This window comes from Paenibacillus sp. 1781tsa1 (genome assembly GCF_024159265.1).
Taxonomy (GTDB): domain Bacteria; phylum Bacillota; class Bacilli; order Paenibacillales; family Paenibacillaceae; genus Paenibacillus.
In genome coordinates this window covers 5,147,655-5,167,456 of record NZ_JAMYWY010000001.1, presented here as the reverse complement: position 1 = coordinate 5,167,456, position 19,802 = coordinate 5,147,655, and the positions used below count along the sequence as shown (strand labels likewise).

General features: G+C 45.2%; 19 protein-coding genes. 16 read left to right on the top strand and 3 right to left on the bottom strand.

Going from position 1 to position 19,802, the window contains the following annotated elements:
- The first annotated feature begins 143 nt into the window (after positions 1-143).
- The 5 genes from NKT06_RS23245 (at position 144) to NKT06_RS23225 (ending at position 6,922) form a co-directional block, all read left to right on the top strand.
- On the top strand, positions 144-437 hold the full coding sequence (locus NKT06_RS23245; protein WP_253439680.1) for an antitoxin Xre/MbcA/ParS toxin-binding domain-containing protein: 294 nt from the start codon (positions 144-146) through the stop codon (positions 435-437).
- A gap of 290 nt (positions 438-727) precedes the next feature.
- Positions 728-2,185 carry a glycoside hydrolase family 1 protein gene (locus NKT06_RS23240; protein ID WP_253439678.1) on the top strand — a complete coding sequence of 486 codons (1,458 nt, stop codon included), beginning with the start codon at positions 728-730 and terminating at the stop codon, positions 2,183-2,185.
- Between the two features lie 192 nt (positions 2,186-2,377).
- Positions 2,378-3,802: a glycoside hydrolase family 1 protein gene (locus tag NKT06_RS23235; protein WP_483311589.1), complete on the top strand. Its 1,425-nt coding sequence runs from the start codon at positions 2,378-2,380 to the stop codon at positions 3,800-3,802.
- A gap of 232 nt (positions 3,803-4,034) precedes the next feature.
- Complete coding sequence (gene licT / locus NKT06_RS23230) at positions 4,035-4,886, top strand: BglG family transcription antiterminator LicT (RefSeq protein WP_253439676.1); 852 nt, start codon at positions 4,035-4,037, stop codon at positions 4,884-4,886.
- A gap of 128 nt (positions 4,887-5,014) precedes the next feature.
- The gene (locus NKT06_RS23225) at positions 5,015-6,922 is read left to right on the top strand and encodes a beta-glucoside-specific PTS transporter subunit IIABC (protein WP_253439674.1); all 1,908 of its coding nucleotides are present in this window, start codon (positions 5,015-5,017) and stop codon (positions 6,920-6,922) included.
- 73 nt (positions 6,923-6,995) lie between these two features.
- On the opposite strand, the gene NKT06_RS23220 is transcribed toward NKT06_RS23225, so the two are convergent.
- A complete protein-coding gene (locus tag NKT06_RS23220) occupies positions 6,996-7,901 on the bottom strand; it encodes a LysR family transcriptional regulator (protein WP_253439672.1) in 906 nt (301 codons plus the stop codon).
- Between the two features lie 182 nt (positions 7,902-8,083).
- On the opposite strand from NKT06_RS23220, the gene NKT06_RS31950 reads away from it, so the two are divergent.
- Together NKT06_RS31950 and NKT06_RS23210 are read left to right on the top strand one after the other, a co-directional pair.
- Positions 8,084-8,668, top strand: a complete 585-nt coding sequence (locus NKT06_RS31950; RefSeq protein WP_253439670.1) for an ankyrin repeat domain-containing protein — start codon at positions 8,084-8,086, stop codon at positions 8,666-8,668.
- A 50-nt stretch (positions 8,669-8,718) separates the two neighbouring features.
- A complete protein-coding gene (locus NKT06_RS23210; protein ID WP_253439668.1) occupies positions 8,719-10,062 on the top strand; it encodes a uracil/xanthine transporter in 1,344 nt (447 codons plus the stop codon).
- A gap of 83 nt (positions 10,063-10,145) precedes the next feature.
- Here NKT06_RS23210 and NKT06_RS23205 read toward each other — a convergent pair whose 3' ends face one another.
- Positions 10,146-10,523, bottom strand: a complete 378-nt coding sequence (locus NKT06_RS23205) for a PilZ domain-containing protein (protein ID WP_253439666.1) — start codon at positions 10,521-10,523, stop codon at positions 10,146-10,148.
- 188 nt (positions 10,524-10,711) lie between these two features.
- Between NKT06_RS23205 and NKT06_RS23200 the strand changes: the two genes are divergently transcribed.
- The 9 genes from NKT06_RS23200 to NKT06_RS23160 all read left to right on the top strand — a co-directional run bounded on the left by NKT06_RS23200 (position 10,712) and on the right by NKT06_RS23160 (position 19,263).
- The gene (locus NKT06_RS23200; RefSeq protein WP_253439664.1) at positions 10,712-11,179 is read left to right on the top strand and encodes a DUF6386 family protein; all 468 of its coding nucleotides are present in this window, start codon (positions 10,712-10,714) and stop codon (positions 11,177-11,179) included.
- A 28-nt stretch (positions 11,180-11,207) separates the two neighbouring features.
- A complete protein-coding gene (locus NKT06_RS23195; protein WP_253439662.1) occupies positions 11,208-11,888 on the top strand; it encodes a hypothetical protein in 681 nt (226 codons plus the stop codon).
- A 27-nt stretch (positions 11,889-11,915) separates the two neighbouring features.
- Positions 11,916-12,563 (top strand): SMI1/KNR4 family protein, encoded by a 648-nt coding sequence (locus NKT06_RS23190; protein ID WP_253439660.1) that lies wholly within the window; start codon positions 11,916-11,918, stop codon positions 12,561-12,563.
- Between the two features lie 14 nt (positions 12,564-12,577).
- Positions 12,578-12,904, top strand: a complete 327-nt coding sequence (locus NKT06_RS23185; protein WP_253439658.1) for a hypothetical protein — start codon at positions 12,578-12,580, stop codon at positions 12,902-12,904.
- 315 nt (positions 12,905-13,219) lie between these two features.
- On the top strand, positions 13,220-13,693 hold the full coding sequence (locus NKT06_RS23180) for a sigma-70 family RNA polymerase sigma factor (RefSeq protein WP_483311632.1): 474 nt from the start codon (positions 13,220-13,222) through the stop codon (positions 13,691-13,693).
- Positions 13,683-14,825, top strand: coding sequence for a DUF4179 domain-containing protein (locus tag NKT06_RS23175; RefSeq protein ID WP_253439654.1), 1,143 nt, complete (start codon positions 13,683-13,685; stop codon positions 14,823-14,825). The genes NKT06_RS23180 and NKT06_RS23175 overlap by 11 nt, the downstream gene beginning before the upstream one ends.
- A gap of 200 nt (positions 14,826-15,025) precedes the next feature.
- Positions 15,026-16,069 carry a pectate lyase family protein gene (locus NKT06_RS23170; protein WP_483311588.1) on the top strand — a complete coding sequence of 348 codons (1,044 nt, stop codon included), beginning with the start codon at positions 15,026-15,028 and terminating at the stop codon, positions 16,067-16,069.
- A 308-nt stretch (positions 16,070-16,377) separates the two neighbouring features.
- The gene (locus NKT06_RS23165) at positions 16,378-17,856 is read left to right on the top strand and encodes a methyl-accepting chemotaxis protein (protein ID WP_253439652.1); all 1,479 of its coding nucleotides are present in this window, start codon (positions 16,378-16,380) and stop codon (positions 17,854-17,856) included.
- 183 nt (positions 17,857-18,039) lie between these two features.
- Positions 18,040-19,263 carry a GNAT family N-acetyltransferase gene (locus NKT06_RS23160; protein WP_253439650.1) on the top strand — a complete coding sequence of 408 codons (1,224 nt, stop codon included), beginning with the start codon at positions 18,040-18,042 and terminating at the stop codon, positions 19,261-19,263.
- 111 nt (positions 19,264-19,374) lie between these two features.
- Here the strand turns inward: NKT06_RS23160 and NKT06_RS23155 are convergent, their stop codons facing one another.
- On the bottom strand, positions 19,375-19,740 hold the full coding sequence (locus NKT06_RS23155; protein WP_253439649.1) for a VOC family protein: 366 nt from the start codon (positions 19,738-19,740) through the stop codon (positions 19,375-19,377).
- Between the last annotated feature and the right edge of the window lie 62 nt (positions 19,741-19,802).

The following is a 19,802-nucleotide window of genomic DNA, read 5'->3' as shown; positions in this document are numbered from 1 at the left end:
GAATCCTCCTGTACTAGTCTTTCCCCCGAAAAACATTTAAAATTAAGTCTACCTGTTACAGAAACGGATTCAAGCGGCTTAAGGATGAATTGTGTCAGATAGGACTTCGGTGTTATTAATTGCAATCCAGGGAGTGAATTTACATGAGTATGAAAGATATGTATTTCGGAGAGTTTAATCAGGCAAGCTGGGACTCATTTTCCGAACTGTTTGAAGAACTTGAACAGAAGGTGGATCCCGCGTGGGCAGAGCGTGCACAACGACAAGGTATTCCGGCGGACATAAGTCGGGTACTTTTGTGTGAAATGGGAGAGTACACTTTTGAATGGATCATGAAAGATATCCCGGCTTTAGGGGACCAAAGTCCTGCTACGTACCTGGAAACTGAGGAGGGAGCGCAGGCATTAAGGGCAGCCATTTTGCATATGCCGCGTTAATTTTTCTTATGGAGTGTATGTGCGAACGATCCTATGATCCAGTGAAGTTGATTTTGCAAAATAGATATGTTACGCTTACATTACAAGAGCAAACACAACAGAATACGCAATAACATCTTTTGATGGATTGTAACTGTGAAGACAGGCAAAACCTAAACTGATGGTGAAATGAAGGCCCCTTTTTTTGGTGCTATTTTACCTTGAGTTTAGGTTTTTCTTGTTTTCTGCTCTACATCACACCATTTTTACCTGGAAAAACCAAAATAAATTTCGAAAAGAGGTTGTTGTTTATGACCACGGCAAAAAAAGGATTCCCCGAAAACTTCCTATGGGGTGGCGCTACAGCTGCCAATCAATTGGAGGGTGCATTCGATAAGGACGGCAAAGGCCTCTCCACAGCGGACATGATTGCTCATGTTCCGAAAGAGAAGCGTACAGGCGGACATGCCATGGAAATTTCCTCTTCCCGAATTGAAGAGATTCTCTCTGGCAAAATTGAAGAACGTTTCCCAAAACGTTTTGGTATTGATTTCTACCATCACTTTAAAGAAGATATTGCATTGTTCGCTGAGATGGGCTTCAAAGTATTCCGCTTGTCCATTCACTGGGCACGTATTTTCCCGAACGGTTATGATCAAGAGCCGAATGAAGCAGGTTTGAAATTCTACGATGAAGTATTCGACGAATTGTTGAAATACGGTATCGAACCGCTCGTTACATTGTCTCACTACGAGACTCCGCTTGGCTTGACGCAAAAATATAATGGCTGGGCTGGCCGTGAAGTAATTCAGCACTATGTTAGATATGCAGAAACGGTGTTCAACCGTTATAAAAATAAAGTGAAATACTGGCTGACGTTCAATGAGATTAACGTAATGTTGTTCAGCCCGTACACTGGTGGCGGCATTCTGATCGATAAAGTGGACAACAAGTTGCAAACGACGTATCAAGCTCTTCATCATCAGTTTGTAGCAAGTGCCATGGTAACGAAGCTTGCACACGAAATTATCCCTGGTTCCCAAGTCGGCTGTATGCTTGCTCGTATGGAAACTTATGCAGCAACATGTAATCCGGTAGATGTTCGTCTGGCTCAGCACGAGAATCAGATTAACCTCTTCTTCACAGACATGCATGCTCGTGGTAAGTACCCGAACTACATGGCTCGTTATTTTGAAGAAAACAACATTGTCATCCAAAAAGAAGCTGGCGATGATGAAATCCTGCTCAACAATACGGTTGATTTCATCTCCTTCAGTTATTATATGTCCGTAACCAAATCGGCATCTGCCAGCGAGGAAGAAACCACAGGTAACCTGACTGGTGGCGTGAAAAACCCTTATCTGGAAGCGTCCGACTGGGGCTGGGAGATCGATCCGATCGGTCTGCGCGTAACGCTGAACAACTTCTGGGATCGTTATCAGAAACCATTGTTCATCGTAGAAAATGGCCTGGGAGCGTATGACCGTGTTGAAGAAGATGGTTCAATCCATGACTCCTATCGTGTGGATTATCTGAAGAAACACATCGAACAAATGAAAGAAGCCATCAAAGACGGTGTGGATCTGATTGGATTCACAGCATGGGGCCCGATTGACCTTGTAAGCATGTCCACTTCCGAAATGTCCAAACGTTATGGTTTCATCTACGTGGATCTGGATGACGAAGGTAACGGAACACTGAAACGTTCCAAAAAAGATTCATTCGACTGGTACAAAAACGTAATCTCCAGCAATGGTGAGCAACTGTAATTCTCTCGTTCACAGGATTGTTACCGCACAGAAAGCGGGCAAAACCTAACACGAAAGTTGGCAAGCAGGGAATCTAATGTCCCTGTCGGCCCTTTTGGTTGGAGATTGTCCGCTTTTTCCTGTCGGAAAAGGATAGAGGTAAGCATTTAAACAAAGAATGAAAATACCGTTACTTAGAGAGGAATGATTGACATGACAACACCATTTCCGAAGGATTTCCTATGGGGCGGCGCTGTAGCAGCCAACCAGCTTGAAGGAGCTTATAATACAGATGGCAAAGGCCTGTCTGTTCAAGATGTAATGCCACACGGGATTACAACGCCCAGAACGGAAGCACCTACAGAAGATAACCTGAAACTGATCGGAATTGACTTTTATAATCGTTACAAAGAAGATGTTAAACTGTTTGCTGAAATGGGCTTCAAAGTGTTCCGTACATCTATCGCGTGGTCCCGTATCTTCCCTAAAGGTGATGAACTGGAGCCAAACGAGAAAGGTCTGCAATTCTATGATGACCTGTTCGATGAGTGCCATAAGTACGGTATTGAACCACTCGTAACCATCTCTCACTATGAGACACCGCTGCATTTGTCCAAAACATATGATGGCTGGGTTAATCGTAAAATGATCGAGTTCTACGAGCGTTATGTAACGGTGTTGTTCAACCGCTTCAAAGGCAAAGTGAAATACTGGCTGACGTTTAATGAAATCAACTCCATTCTGGAGGAGCCATTCATGAGCGGCGGGATCTATACACCAAAAGCAGAACTGTCCAAACAGGATCTGTACCAAGCAATCCATCATGAATTGGTAGCCAGTGCGTTAGCAGTGAAACTGGGACATGAAATTATGCCTGAAGCCAAAATTGGCTGTATGGTACTGAGCATGCCTACGTATCCGCTGACTCCGAATCCGGATGATGTGGTTGCAGCGATGCATGCTGAACAGCGTAATGATATCTTTGCTGATATCCATGCACGTGGTTACTATCCGAAATACATTAATCGTTATTTCAAAGCAAATAATATCAATATCAAGTTTGAAGACGGCGATGCTGAAATTCTGAAGCATACCGTAGACTTTATCTCGTTCAGTTATTATGTAAGTATCTGTGAGACAGGTGATCCCGAGAAACGTATCGAAGGAAAAGGAAACCTGTTCGCAGGGGTACAAAACCCTTATCTCCAAGCGAGCGAGTGGGGCTGGCAGATCGATCCGCAAGGACTGCGCGTAACCTTGAACAAATACTGGGACCGTTATCAAAAACCATTGTTTATTGTCGAAAATGGTCTGGGTGCAGTAGATGAGCTGATTACCGACGAAAATGGCAATAAAACGGTCAATGATGATTACCGTATTCAGTACTTGAATGACCACTTGGTACAAGTGGGTGAAGCTCTTGAGGATGGCGTGGAAGTGATGGGTTATACGTCATGGGGCTGTATTGACCTGGTGAGTGCTTCAACAGCAGAGATGAAGAAACGATATGGTTTCATCTATGTAGACCGCAACAACGACGGTTCGGGAACATTGGATCGTTACAAGAAAAAATCATTCCACTGGTACAAAGAAGTTATTGGTACAAATGGCGCAAGTCTTAAACGTAACAATAAGTAAATACTAGTTCTTCAGGCATAGTTGTTATGCACCTTCTTATGTCATATTAACGCACATTAACCGCTTTCACAAAAACATTGTCATATGGATAATTATATGGTAAGATGGGCCTAAGGCTAATGAATACTGGATTGTTACTGTTCAATCAGGCAAAACCAGAAGCGGGGCATATTTCGTGACCTGCTTTGGTTTTGCCTTTTACTACTTTGACGGTGCAAGGTGATGTGAAGAAATGAAAATTGAGAAGGTGCTGAACAACAACGTAGTCACTGTAATTGATCCGGGAGGAAACGAACTGGTCGTTATGGGACGTGGAATTGCCTTCAAAAAGCATACTGGTGAATCGATAGACGAGAGTCTCGTCGAAAAAATATTCTCGCTTGAAAGTAAGGAAGTATCACAGAAACTAAAAACGCTTCTGTCTGATATCCCGGTTGAATATGTCGAGTGCTCGGATGAGATTATCCGTTATGCCGAGACGGTGTTAGGTGAGAAGCTGCATGAAAGCATCTACATTTCACTGACGGATCATATTCATTTTGCCATTGATCGACATCGTCAAGGATTGCAGATTCGTAACGCATTGTTCTGGGAGATCAAGCGCATGTACCGGAAGGAATATGCCATTGGACTCAAGGCGCTACAGATTATCGAGGAAACGTTAGGTGTCCTGCTTCCCGAAGACGAATGCGCATTCATTGCGATGCATCTGGTTAATGCCCAGATGAACGGTGAGATGAGGGAAACGATCAGTATTACGAATATCGTTAAGGACATTCTTAATATCGTAAGACGTAGCTTTGTGATTGAACTTGATGAAGATTCGTTGAGTTATTATCGATTTTTAACTCATCTGAAGTTCTTTGCCCAACGTGTGTTGCAAGGAACGGCGATTGAAGATAAAGAAGAAGATAATCCGCTTCATGACTTGGTGAGCAAGCAGTATCCTGAAGCACATGCATGTGCAGTAAGGATCAGTGACTATACGCGTAAGATCTATAATCGGGTGTTGTCCAAGGAAGAAATACTGTATCTGACCATTCATATTGAACGAATTGTCAGAAATGAACAAACAATTGAATAAAATTAGGATTGTTACTGCTAAAAGGGCAAAACCTAAACGTTGAATAATGATAAGCTTTTCTGCTTTGTCATTATTCAGTGTTTAGGTTTTTTTTTAACCTTCATTACACATAAAAGGAGCAAAACACAATGGATAAACAACAATTGTCCAAGGATATTTTGAAGCTTGTTGGTGGCGAAGAGAATATTGATCAAGTCACTCACTGTATGACAAGACTCAGATTTAACCTGAATGACAACCAAAAAGCGGACAAAGCGACGCTGAAAAATACACCAGGCGTTATGGGCGTGATGGAGAACGGTGGACAGTTCCAGGTTATCATCGGTAACGATGTACCTGTCGTGTATAACGCACTCGTTGGCAACATGTCCAAATCACCAAACGCAGAAAATGCCTCATCAAGTGCTTCCACTGGAGAAAAGAAAAAAAGAAATCCAATAAGTGCGCTGTTCGACTTCATCTCAGGTATGTTTACACCAATCCTGCCTGCGATTACGGGTGCAGGTATGATCAAAGGGATCGTGGCCATTCTTGTCGCACTTGGATGGTTGTCTGATACAAGCTCAACCTATATCATTTTGTCAGCAATTGGTGACGGTGCGTTCTACTTCCTGCCGATCATTCTGGCAATCAGTGCTGCACGTAAATTGGGTAGCAATATGTATATTGCCGCAGCGCTCGCAGCGGGCATTATGCATCCGAGCATTACAGCATTGCTGGCCGATGGTCACAATTCATCTTTCATGGGGATTACAGTCATAGCAGCAACGTATTCTTCTACAGTTATTCCAATTGTTCTTGCAGTTTGGATCGCTTCATATGTTGAGAAAGCCGTTGATCGTGTAACGCATGCTTCACTTAAACTCTTGGTTGTTCCAACAGTGACCCTGTTGATTATGGTTCCACTGACATTGATGACAGTAGGTCCATTGGGTACAGTTCTTGGTAATGGTTTGTCCGGTGGTATTTCATGGTTGTTCGATAACATGTCCATCTTCGCAAGTATTCTGATTGGTGGTACGATGTCACTGCTAATCATTACAGGTATGCACTATGCGTTGCTGCCAATCGTTGTTGGTTCAATGACAACACTGGGTTACGACTTTATCATTCCATTGATGTTTGCAGCTAACTTGGCTCAAGGTGGCGCGGCATTTGGTGTAGGTCTTAGATCGAGAAATGGCAAAACTAAATCCCTTGCTTATTCCACAGGTCTTACAGCTATCATGGGGATTACAGAACCAGCGATGTACGGTATCAACATGAAGTTCAAAAAACCGTTTATTGCAGCCCTTATCGGGGGAGCGGTTGCCGGTGGATTCATGGGTATCTTCAATGTTAAATCGTACGTTATTACAGGACTTGCAGGTCTGCCGAGTGTGGCAGCATTTATCAGTCCGGCAATTAGCACATTGCTCTATGCGTTGGCCGGCGGTTTGATTGCCATCGTCGTTGCGGCAATCATTACGTATATCTTGGGCTTCCAAGAAGAAAGTGAATCCCAACCGGTAGCACCAGCAGCAGAGCCTGCACCAGCAGCAACAACAACTTCTGCTGTTGTAACGGAAGAAGCAAAAGCACAAGATGAGCAAATCTTCAGCCCAATCACAGGTGAAGTTAAACCGCTGAGCGAAGTGCCGGACCCTGCGTTCTCTGAAGAGATTATGGGTAAAGGATTTGCGATTCAACCATCGGAAGGACGTGTGGTTTCTCCAATTAACGGTACTGTGTTCTCGTTATCGAAGAGCGGACATGCTATTGGTCTGGTAAGTGATACAGGCGCAGAGATGTTGATTCATATCGGAATTGATACCGTGAAGCTGAAAGGTCAATTCTTCTCTCCTAAAGTTCAAGCAGGTGCGAAGGTTGCTGTAGGTGATGTCCTGATGGAGTTCGACCGGGAACAGATCGAAAAAGCCGGTTATACAACGATTACACCCGTCATTATTACAAACATGCATCAGTATGAGTCCATTGAGTCTGCTGGTCGTACTACGATCAAAGAAAAAGATTTGTTGTTCACAGCAAAAGCTTAATCAAAAGAATAAAGCAGCAACTTTACCGGATTCAAAGCCGGGAAGTTGCTGCTTTTTTTTTGTTCTACTTGTGTTACACCACAGGAAGCATACCCTGTACCAATTGCACAAAGTGTTGTGCAGGCTTGGACAGATAACGGTTCTGCAGCCAGACCAGCGCCGAGCCGACAGTTGAATGCTGATCCTGAAGGCGGTATACGTGGAAGGGGTGCTCTTGGTATAACTGCAGTACCGTATGAGGCACGATGGAACTGGCGAAGCCGAGTCGGACCAGCTCCAGCAACATATTAATGTCTGAGCACTCGCCCATGATGGAGGGGGTGACCTGATGCTCACGGAATTTGTCCAAAATTAGCTCGAACATACCGAGTCCTTCTGTACTTGGAAGTAGTAGAGGGATGCCTGTAAGCTGCTCAAAATAGGTCCCCATCTCCGCTCCTGGGATCATCTCTGTTGGGCTATCCAGTGGAGTGGAAGAAATATAGAAAAGGGGCTCCTGTGGCAGGTGCAGCACCTCATAGCGTTCGGTCTGGACAGGCATGCGTACACAGGCAAGTTCAATTTTGCCATCTTCCAGCAGTCGGCATAATTGCGCCGATTCATTTTGTTGAATTTTATAGGTCACCTGTGGATGGGTGGTACGGAACTGCTGTAGTGCTTGCGGGATCAGACGATCCGATATGGTATTGATGCCGATGGCGAGTTTGCCACGTATGCCGTGACGGAAACTTTGCATCTCCATGACAGCTTCCTCCATATATTTGGTCAAGGTGACCGCATAATCATAGAAGCTGCGACCAGCCTGTGTTAGTTCCATCATGCGTCCTTTGCGTTCAAACAACATCACGCCAAGCTCTTCTTCCATTAACTTAAGCTGCTGGCTTAAGGGTGGCTGAGCCATGTGAAGTCTTCGGGCTGCTGCTGTAATCTGTTTCTCCTCAGCAATGGCAATGAAATAGCGACATTGTTTGATATCCAAGTGGTTGTCTCCTTTGCCTTCAATCTATATGTAATTCGTATGGAAAGCCAACAAAACATGTATTTTTAATATACTACGTTCTTATGTTAACATACATTAGATTTGCATACCTGACTAAAAGCGCTTGGTTTCTCTATGAAAGTTACTGCATGAGAAGACGTTGAATTGGAGGATGAAGTAACGTGGTTAGAACAATACATGACGCCGCTCGAGCAGGACATACCGATGAGGTCATTCGGTTTATCACCCAGGGTAGCCAGTTGAATGAACGGGATGCATTGGGGCGAACACCTCTGATGGCTGCCGTGCACGGTAAGAAGATGGACACGGCAAGAATGCTAGTGGACGCCGGAGCAGACATTAATCTCCAGGACAAACGATTGGATAATCCGCTGTTATACGCGAGTGCCGAGGGCATGTATGACATGGTTGAACTGGCCATTGAAGCAGGTGCAGATACAAGGTTAACGAATCGTTTTGGCGGTACAGCCCTTATTCCAGCAGCTGATCGGGGGCATGTGGACATTGTAGAGCTTCTGCTGACACGCAGTGATGTGGATGTGAACCATATCAACAATCTGGGGTGGACAGCCTTGCTGGAAGCAGTCATTTTGGGAGATGGCGGTCCACGGCATCAGCAGATTGTTGCCTTGCTTTTGCAATATGGTGCAGAACCACAGATCGCGGATCGGGACGGAATTACACCGCTCGTACATGCGCGTCAGCATCAATACGCGGAGATGGAACGGTTATTAACCGAAGTCTAAAAGCACTTATGCGTTTATGATACAGAAGAGTGAAAGGATATTGCTAACAAATGAATAGACATCAAGAGCATTTTTCACAAAAGAATATGAAAGACGTATCTTCAATGATTTTAGCGGGCATACAGTGGTTTTTCTTCCTGTTTACCAATACTGTTGTGGTTCCGTTATCTATCGGACATAATTTTCATCTGTCCCCGGATGCCATTGCTGCCTCCATGCAGCACGCATTTATCCTTACCGGAGCGGTGTGTATTCTTCAAGCAGTATTTGGTCACCGCTATGCAGTCATGGATGGTCCTTCAGGACTATGGTGGGGATTGACGCTGAGCTTGACTGTATCTGCTTCATCGGCAGGTATGAGTCTGGAGCGCATTGGTGGTGGCCTGGCTGCAGGTTTTCTGTTAGCGGGGCTGACGATGATGATATTGGGCTGGCTAGGCGCGGCGCAAGTGCTCCAGAAACTGTTTACGCCGATGGTGAAGAGTGCCATGCTGTTTCTGATGACGATTCAATTAACCATGAACTTTTTTAAAGGCATGATTGGATATACGGAGTTTGGTCGCTTCGATCTGCCGGTTGCCGCGCTATCCGTTGTCATTGCATTTCTGGTGGCATGGATTCAATTAAAGGGTAAGGGGAAACTGGGGAACTACGCGATCTTAATTGGAATTGTGGCAGGCTGGATTGCCTATAGTCTATTGTTTCCTGGACAACATGGTGGACAGCCAAATCACACATCAACAGGCCTAACGCTGTTTCCATGGGGAGCACCAAGATGGGAACCGGGAATCGTCATTACTGCATTTTTTGTGGGACTGGTGAATATGACGAATTCGATCACCACATTAAGCACGGTAGAGAAACTTTATCAGGCAGAGACGACCCGTCAGCAATATCAACGCTCATACGTGTTAACGGGTCTTTTCTCGATGTTGTCGGCCTGTGTAGGTGTGCTGCCATTTGGTTTATTTGCATCATCGATCGGCTTCCTGGAGAGCACTCGCATTCTGCGTCGTGCTGCCTTTATTATTGGAGCGGGGTTGTTATGTATGATGGGGCTTACACCTTCGGTTACAGCCTTTTTTGCACAAATACCACCAAGCGTAGGCAGTGCCGTTCTGTTTGTAGCCTATCTGCAGATGTTCGGTACAGCATTAAGAACGCTTGAGGGCACGACGTTTAATTCTAAAACGATCTATCGTGTAGCGTTGCCGGTACTCACTGGAGTTGCTGTAATGAATATTCCTGCTGAAGCCTTTCAAAACTTGCCCATGTATCTTGTTCCGATTATAAGCAATGGTCTCGTTATTGGCGTATTGGTATCATTACTTCTCGAAAAAACCGTGAACTGGTCCAAAATGGAACAACCAGCGACAGTCAGTAAAGCGGCATAATGTGTTTCATCTCGTCACAGTCCAATTTGATTGGGCTGTTTTTTTTGTTTTTTGTTTTGGTTACCAACCTATATGGCCACTCGCTATTTCACAATAATTTTGCCTTGTCCTGCAAGCATTCGCATCTCTCGGGAGAGGCGGTCCTGGTTACCGTCCTGCATTTCGAGTTGGACACCGTAGTGCCATGAGGTATTTTTTTCTTGACCCCAGCGGAGAGTACCTTCCATATATAGAGGGTCTTCGAAGAGCAGCATATTCATTCCAATCCGAATATCGTTATTCTCGACAGGAAGGGATAGCGGAAATGATAGCTGACAGCCGGACCGACTGATATCACATAACTCAGCCTGAATGGGTTTAGGTGGTGCATTGACCCCGTTGATGCTGAGAATATAGATCTCAAAGTTAATTGGTTCCTTCAATGTGTAGCGAAAGGGTTCTTTTCTATTATTCATTGACATGGCTTGGCTTCCTCCATCAAGTTCAAAAAAGTCAGTTATGCTTATATCGACCGTTTGGAGCGAGAAATGAAGAGTTGCGAAAGCAGAGATGGTTCAAGTGTTCCTTTTACACGTGAATTAGGCTTGATATAATGATGAAATATATTTCTGAGGTCAGACCTGAATCTGACAGGAAGGGACGGGGGAATATGAGAGGAACATTTCAAATGGTTACAGATACGGCAACATTGTGCCTGTATGATCTGGCAGCGTTAAAGCACCGTTTCGAGGATACTTCGGATTGGTGGTCCATTCCGGAAGATGAGCTGACTGAGGTGAATGCAGGCCATTGTCTGTTCCTGAATCTGGGTGCGGATGGAGTATATGAGGTGGAATGGAGCTTGGAGGATGCAGAGGTGGAATCAGATTCAGATGACGTAGCGAAACGGGAAAAGGTATATCATCTGCAAGTTCCGTCTGGGCACGTCTATCTGGGAGCGGCTGATGATGTTACTGGCGGTGAACTGGAGCCTGATGAGACGTGTGAAGGGGTCCTGTTTCAGCTAAAGCCCGGAAACTATGCGTGTATCATCTACAGAGAAGCCAGTCGGATCGCAATTGTCATGACACCAAGTACTCAGGGAAATAACACGCTGGATGGATTAATTCGAATTTAGTGTACATAGGTGAACAGGAGGGATTCATATGCAGGTTTGGAACGAGACAACGATGATGAATGCAGATGCCCTGCGTAAACGGATGAGAATACTTGCCGCACTGGATATCATATTTTCGGAGGAAGACTGGCTGCGTGTACATCATTATGAAGAAGAACTTCAGCCAGGAGTGGCATGGGGAAGCATCGATAACGGCGCAGGTGATCATCTGCATGTATTATTTACGAATTCAGGCACGTTGATCAAGGGATTCGATCATGAGTCACCTTTAAGTCCGCATGCTCGTGAGGATGGTGAGATCTACCCGGGCATGTACGATGAAGTGCCGAAGACATTGATGGCTGTTCTGCGGGATCATGAGGAGACATTGGATCTGGAGAATGTGACTTTTTGCCTATGGCAGGAAGGGAATGGCTTGTCATGGAAGGTTGGTAACTGGATTCAGATGGCGATGGCCGAGGAAGGTGAAGCGGACGCCAGAGGTGGTGCAGAATTTTTGCTGGAGTACTTGAATAAAGACTCGGAAGATTACGTGGATTGGGCCAAAGGGTACTACGATATCCAGGATGTGCCGTTGGAAGCTGTAGCTGAGATATATGAAGAAAAACCGGTGACCATGAACTTGATTAAGCAATTATGTCCTGAGCGAGATGCAGCAGCCGCACTGGATGAGTTGCAGCAACGCGGATATGCCGTGGAACAAACGTGATGAAGTGGCAAAGGAGGGAAGTAGGCCATGTACACTGAACAATTAGAACGTATGCGAGAAAAGTTGATCACTCTCCAAAGTCTGGACTCGGATCTGGACCTGTTCGGCGCAGAGAACCATGAATATGAAATGGCATCTGTGTGGACGCAGAAGGATATTGCTCAATTTGAACAGAAATGGCAAATTGAGTTGCCAGAGGACTATAAGGTATGGCTTCTTCATATGGGTACGAGTGGTGCAGGGCCTTATTATGGTCTGGAGAACCCGGATGATGGTGTATACGCTGTGCTTGGTTATGATGATGAGCTGAATGCGATCTCAGACCCTTTTCAATTCACGGAAGCATGGAACTGGAACTATGACTGGTTCGATGACAGCAAGGAAGAAGAGGAATGGGAAGCGTTGGAACATGAATATTTTGATCCGAAATGGTCAGCAGGCATGCTGCGCATCAGTGATTTTGGGTGTGGCATTTCCATGAATCTGATCGTTAACGGAGCTTCCTACGGAGAAATCTGGGTGGATGACCGGGCTAACCGAAATGGAATTTATCCTGATCAGTATTGGGGCAATACGAATCGGCTGCATTTTCTGGACTGGTATGAGTTGTGGTTGGATCGTTCGATCGATCAAATGCACGAACAAAAGCAACAATCTGGAGCGAACGAAGTCTGAAGGAGGTTGTACATATGGGCTGGGAATATGGGATTAGAACAACAGAGCCTGCGATTTTACCCGAAGTTGTGGAACGTCTGGCAGGTGCATTAACGTTTACCGAAGTGTATAGTTTGGAACACCAAGCCAACGGCTTTGTATTAAAACGTGAAGATCCATCCTGGCCGAGAGCCCTTGAAGTGTGGGTAGAAGAGGCTTCCGGGTTAGAAGAGGTTGTGGATGGGGAGTCGTATATCTACTGTTTGTTTCATATGTGGGGCCAAGAGGCACGGAGCTGGATGCAACAGATGGAGCGAGAAACCAGGCAGGTAGATGGCGGTTTAACCTGGTTTGAACTCTGATTAGTAGTGAAATTGCATGAACAGGAGTGAACGGGATCGAAGTTATCGGTAATTTGTAAAAGGGTTAATCTTGTTTGGATTGTTCATGTGTGTACGTCATTCGGTATTTTGGCGATGAAACTCTTATGTAAAAAGCTCCCTCAGGTGATGGCGGGGCTTTTTTTGATGAGCCAATAATAAAACCGTTTGCTTCACTCACCCGTCTTATACCACAGAAAGAGAGAGAAGGAGGGATGCGGGGTGGAAACAAAAGCAGAGCTGAACCAGAGGATCTATGTACAGACCGAAGATGAGACGGTATTTGTGCAATCCATTATGGAACATCAAGATACGCTCATTTCCATTGCCTACAGTTACCTGCGTAATCGGCAAGATGCGCTGGAAGCTGTGCAGGAGATGACGTGCCGGGCTTGGATCAAACGTCGTACGCTGAACCATGAGAAGGCGTTCAAGTCGTGGATCATTCGGATTCTGATCTATGTCTGCATCGATGAACAGAGACGTCGCAAGCGGGCGACACCTCTGGCAAAGGAAGACATAGAGAACAGCATTCCGGCGTCTTGGATGATCAGCGTTGATGATAATCGAATTGCGATGGAATCTCTTTTGCAAAAGGTGAAACCGAAATATCGCCATGTATTATTGCTGAAATATTATAACGACATGACACTGACGGATATTGCCTCGATCCTCGGCAAACCGGAAGGTACGATCAAGACCTGGCAGCACAAGGGACTCCAGCAGTTGCGCAAATTGATGAAGAACAGGAGGGATTGGCATGACCACTAACCCGGAGGAGAAAGCACTTCTTGCAGACGCATATCAGGTGAAAAGAGAGAAGCAGCACTGGAATCCGGCGGACACGACTGCTGCAATTCAACGTGGTCTCGCAAAGGGCAGAACAAAACGATCAGGTAGGACCTTTCGTGTCAAATGGATCACGGCAGTGCTGGTCACGGTTCTGGCTGCAGGTTGGTTTCTTATAGGCCCGATTGGAAACTATGGGCAACAACCGGCAACATATACTGAGCCTGTAACCCATTGGGGAGTTCTAGAGCCCTTCCGTGGCCTGCTAACTTCGGATATGGACCGTGCTACGATTACTTCAACGCTCAATAATGGTTATGTACAACTCGTGGATCGGACGGTTACATCGGGCATATATCAGTTTACCGTGAATGCGGTTCTGGCAGATGAGAACAGGATAACGGTATTGTATACCGCTAGAACGGATGCTTCGCAAGAGATTTATTCGATAGTCAATACCAAGATGACGGATGCAAGAACAGGTTATGTCCTTGATAACGGAAATATAGGAGGTATGCATTTTTCGAAGGATAAGCATACCATTTATGGCCGGAATACAATTGAGCGTAATCGAAATAAACCGCTCCCTGAGCAAGTGAATCTTCAGTTCCAGCTTTCTTCCGTTGTTCCAGATGTGGTGGGAAATTCAGAAAAAGGGGAAAAGGAACGGAAATATAAATATTCCAAAAAAATGAATCTTTCTTTTGCACTGGATCCCAAATTCTCTATCCCCAAAACGGAAATCATCAACGTTAATCAGACCTTTACCCTTGGAGGTTATGAGGTCATGTTGTCCGAGGTTGAGGTATCTCCTCTTGTAACTCGGGTCAGGCTTGTTTATGAGCCAGATCAAGAGATTGATTACAAAACGAAGTTGTCGCTCAACGAGATCGTTCGGCCTATCGAGATCATTTCGACCTCCCGTAATGGGAAGCAGACCAAGTTATCCATGGTAGGTGGGAGTGGAACGGAAGACAGAATGATGTATTCTTTCAGCAGCAATCAGTTGGACCATCCGGAGTCCATGATATTAAAACTTCATGGTAAACCAGATAAGGTCTATGATGATTTGCAGGAAGCCAAGAAGGATGAATTGGACATCAAAATTAAATAAAACTAGGATCGATGGTTGAGATGAAGACATGGCAATAGCTGTGGCTTGATCTCATTTTTTTGTTTTTTCACTATATCTGATCTGCTGTTGCGAAAAAGATAATATTGTTGTCTTTTTGCAATTTTTGTGTTGTCACAGCCAGAGTTACACGATATAATCGAGTTGTCTTTGAGGATAATATTATAAAGGATGGTGAAATTTTGAAGAAATTCTCTATGCTTTTACTTGCGGTAACTCTATTGTTATTAACGATCTCAACGGCTCCTTCTACCTATGGCGCGGCTAGTTATCCAAACACGGGTACGAACGGGTTGACCGGTTTTGCAGGCAGTGCTAAGAATGAAAGTGGTGTATCCAAATCAGCTACGACAGGTGGCAAAAATGGTCAGGTGGTTTATGTTAGTAATCTCAATGACCTGAGAACACATATGGCGGGCTCTACGGCCAAAATTGTCGTCGTTGAACAGAATATTTCTTCCTCTACGTTGCAAAAGGTTGAGTTTGGAGCGAACAAGACACTGGTAGGTTCCTTTGACAAACATACATTAACGAACATTCATTTCAGATCCACTAGCAGTTCAAGCAATGTGATTTTTCAGAATCTGACTTTTGAACACGCTTCCAATATTAATGCCAATGATGATATCCAGATGTATATCACTTCAGGCTCCAATTACTGGATCGACCATGTGACATTTGCTGGCCATAGCTACAGCTCTGGCGGTAGTGATTTGGACAAACTGCTGTATATTGGCGATCGCGCCGATTATATTACGATTAGCAATTCCAAATTTGCTAACCATAAGTATGGCGTTATCCTCGGTCATCCGAATGATGGTAACAGCAGTTACAATGGCGTCCCTCATGTGACGATGTCCAACAATTACTTTGAAAATTTATATGTACGTGGTCCTGGACTTTTAAGATATGGTTACTTCCATCTCAAAAACAACTATGCAAACAACTTTAATCAGGCCATCACCATTGGTGAAAAAGCACGGATTTATTCCGAAAACAACTACTTTGGTGCAGGTGCTGAAAAGGGCGGCATCTTGGATGACAAAGGAAAAGGTGAGTTTACGGATACGGGCAGTACACCGGCCCTGAATAGCCCGACTTCTCCTAAAACGAACTGGAGACCAAGCTCCAATTACAGTTATCAGGTAGAGAGTGCCAGCTACGCGCGTGAGTTCGTCACCAAGTATGCAGGTTCCTCCAATACGACACTTGTGTTCGGTAAATAAGAGCTTGTATTCATGATTATTAGCGCTTAACCAAGAAGCCTTTCTTGTACGTAACAGCGTATAAGAGAGGCTTTTTATGTTTTTTTATACGGGAGTGTATTAATTAAAAGTTAATATTTAAATTTGTATACGGAATACCGATATACATAATGTAGCGCTGCTTTCATGTTTGTGAAGTAACATTGTACTATGACGGTGGCCTGAGCGTTGCGTTGAAATATGCACGGAAGCAAACCATAAAGAGGCCGATGTGAGTGCGAGTATGCCCTACAATCGTAAATTTATTTTATCTAAAGGACGGGGTATGCATGAATCGTATTGACGAAATTATATGGAAACGGAACAAGATCATCAGCATCATTTTATGGGTTGTGTTAATTGTAGGATTTTCTGTAGCTTTAATTGAGCCCAAATTATTTATTTCCAATGGTATTGTGATCTTGTATGGAATCTGGCTCGCTTATGCAAACGCCAAAAAGAAGCACATCCATCTCATTCCTTGGGTGAACACCGTGCTAATCTCGTTGTGTGGGGTATTCGCCGGATGGGGAAGTGTCGAACCCCTGCTTGCCATTCTCATCTCTTCGATCCTACTGATTTATCCGAACAAAAAATGGTTTATCATCGGATTTTCGGTTATGCTCGCGAACAACATTCTTCAACTTGTGATTATTCCTACAACGACTCAGGACCAGTTTGTAACGAATGCAATCAATGTAGGACTGTTCACCGTTACGGGCGGAATCTTGTTCATGGTATCCTATCTGAACCAAAAGCTCTTTCATGAAAGTGAAAAAAGATGGAGCGAGGTCGAAGCGTCGCGGACCCGGATGGAAACGATGCTTGAACGAGTCAAGGAGTCTGTTGGCGGGCTGTCTCGTTATACAGATCAATTGAAGCAAAAAGTGGATGCGACTGGCTCTATTACCAATGAGGTGACGCTTGGGTTCAGTGAGGTTGCGAAAGGTGTTGAGTTCCAAGCGACCAGTGTAGCCGAGATCTCGGAATCCTTGTCTGTATCGGATCAGCATATTAAGGACGTTGCGTTGTATTCCCAACAGATGAAAGAGTTGTCCGCAAGTATGGCAACGAGCACGCGAACTGGAAGCACACAGATGGACCAACTGAATAGTCAGATGCAAGAGTTATATGAAACGATCAATACAACTGCTAATGACATGCGGAAGTTCAATGAGGAAAGTGAATCCATGACGCTTATGCTGAACAGCATAGCGGATATTGCAACTCAGACCAACCTACTTGCGCTCAATGCTGCCATTGAAGCGGCTCGTGCGGGTGAGCATGGACGCGGGTTTGCCGTTGTATCCGAGGAAGTCCGCAAGTTGGCAGAGAACTCGGGTCAGTCCGCAAGTGATATTGCAACCATCCTGTCTCGATTAAAAGGACAAACGCAGGCACTGACGGATCGATTCGAACGTATTCGTCTTTCGTTACAACAAGGAAGAGACAGTGTGCAAACGGCAGAGGAAGTATTCCGCACGATTAACAGTAACTCTCAGCATGTATTGAATCAAGCGACCGATATCGAGACTAGTTCGGCGACCATGAAGGAATCTTCCACCAGAGTAGTGAATGAGGTTTCCGAGATTTCGAGTGTAACGGAGCAATCCAGTGCAGCGACAGAAGAGATTCTGGCGAGCATGGAAGAACAACGTAACCTGACACAGAAGATGGTGGAAAGTTTCGGAGAACTGGAACAACTGATTGTGAACCTGAACGACTTAGTCTCGGATCACCAGGCTTCTTCCGTTGAGAATAAACTTTAATATTATATCGTTGAAAGTTCGTCTGTGCGTATTTATCGTGCTGGACGGACTTTTTTTTCATATGCAGTACAGCTTGATGCCGACATTTTTTTCCTATACAGTGTGTGTAGAGTATGTAGAGAGTAGAACTGTAAACTGTAGATGGTAGTAAAAGAAGATGTTATCTCATGGGGGAATAAAAGGTTGAGGAATAAAGTAGGGGAAGACAGATCGAGTTACGAAGACCATACATATGAGCATAGGAATGATAAATGCATTGAACGCGTGCGTCTTTATGATCAGCATTCGCTCAAAGACATGGACTGGCCCGATACGGAGGATGGCGAATATGCCAGAGCTTATCTGGAACCCATGATGCAGCAAGGGTCCCGGAGCTATATGTCCAACGTGGAAACGATATTGCTGCTCGCCAGGATCGATGATCTCGTTATTCCACTGACGGTGAATGATACGGAGTATGATAATGCTTACGTCTGTTCGCCATATACGCATTACGTGAGTTACGCCAAACAGGAATTGAGCATGTTGCAGAAGCCCATGTTGGAAAAAGTTCTTTCTGTGCTGCTCAGTCTAATCGGTTGGGGAATGAAGCAATCGCAGATCAACAAAGTGGTGCATGTGAACAACTGGCTGTTGTCCACCAATCTCTATCCAGCCATGTCGGGTGAACAGGCAGAATGTTTGCTTACAGCGGTACAAGAGCGCTACCCAGAGCATGTCATTGTGTTTCGCTCCTTGTGTCCGGGACTTCATCCCGATCTGACGACGAGGCTAACCGAAGTGGGGTGTCGACTGATTCCGAGCCGACAAATCTATCTGTACCAAGCGCATGATCCGAATTTTGGCAACTCGAAGTCACGCTGGCTGCTGAAGCGGGATTACGAATTGTTGGCCAAGCACGAGTATGAAGTCGTTTCCGAATCAGATATGACAGATGCAGATATTCCGCGAATCGTGGAGTTGTACAAGCTGTTATACCTTGAAAAATACTCCTATCACAATCCCCAGTTCACCGAACAGTTCATTGCTGCTGCGATGGCATCAGGAACACTCAGGCTGTATGGACTGCGGAAGGAGGGACGCTTGGACGCGGTTATGGGTTATTTCTGCCGAAATGGAATCATGACCACGCCGTTGTTCGGTTACGATACAGCGGTGTCCCAGTCCGTCGGACTATACCGCATGTTATCCGCTTGTCTGATCGGACAGGCCCGCGAGAACGGCCATCTGTTGCATGAGAGCGCGGGGGCAGCGCAGTTTAAGCGCAATCGGGGCGCTGTGGCGGATTTTGAGTATTCGGCTGTGTATGAGCGCCACCTTCCATGGGGCAGACGCTGGTGCTGGCTGCTGCTTGATCGGTTGCTGAATCGCATAGGTGTGCCGCTGATGCGCCGTATGAAGCTGTAAACAGACATAATAACGTTTTTACACTGGCCTAGGCGGGGTTGTACGTGCAGGTTTGACTCAACCCATTCAGACACAACGAGTTATCTTGATACGCCAAGTGCGGTCGCCTAATTAAACATGCTCTGCGAGTTGTACCTCGAAGCCGTCTGGATCTGTAATGTATATAAACCGCAGGTGCGGATTGGGCTGGATGGGGCCGCGTACAATTGGAATATTCAGCTCTGCCAGTCGTTCCATGGCTTCATCCAGCGAGTTCACCTCATAACCGATCGACACGCCGGCCTCTGGTTTAAGAATGGATTCACTGCCCTCAATCAGTTCCAGCTTGGCTTCATTCTCCATGCCGAGCATGGCAATCTGCCGTCCGCGGCTTTCGAATCTGCGCTGAATTGGAAGTCCAAGCATGTCGTGATAGAACTCAAGCGAAGCTTCCAAACTACTGACTCTCAGCGTGATCCAGTTTAATTTGATCAACATGGTTGATTCTCTCCTTTGTTGTATCCTATTCATCATCATTACGTTCATTATACGATAAGCGG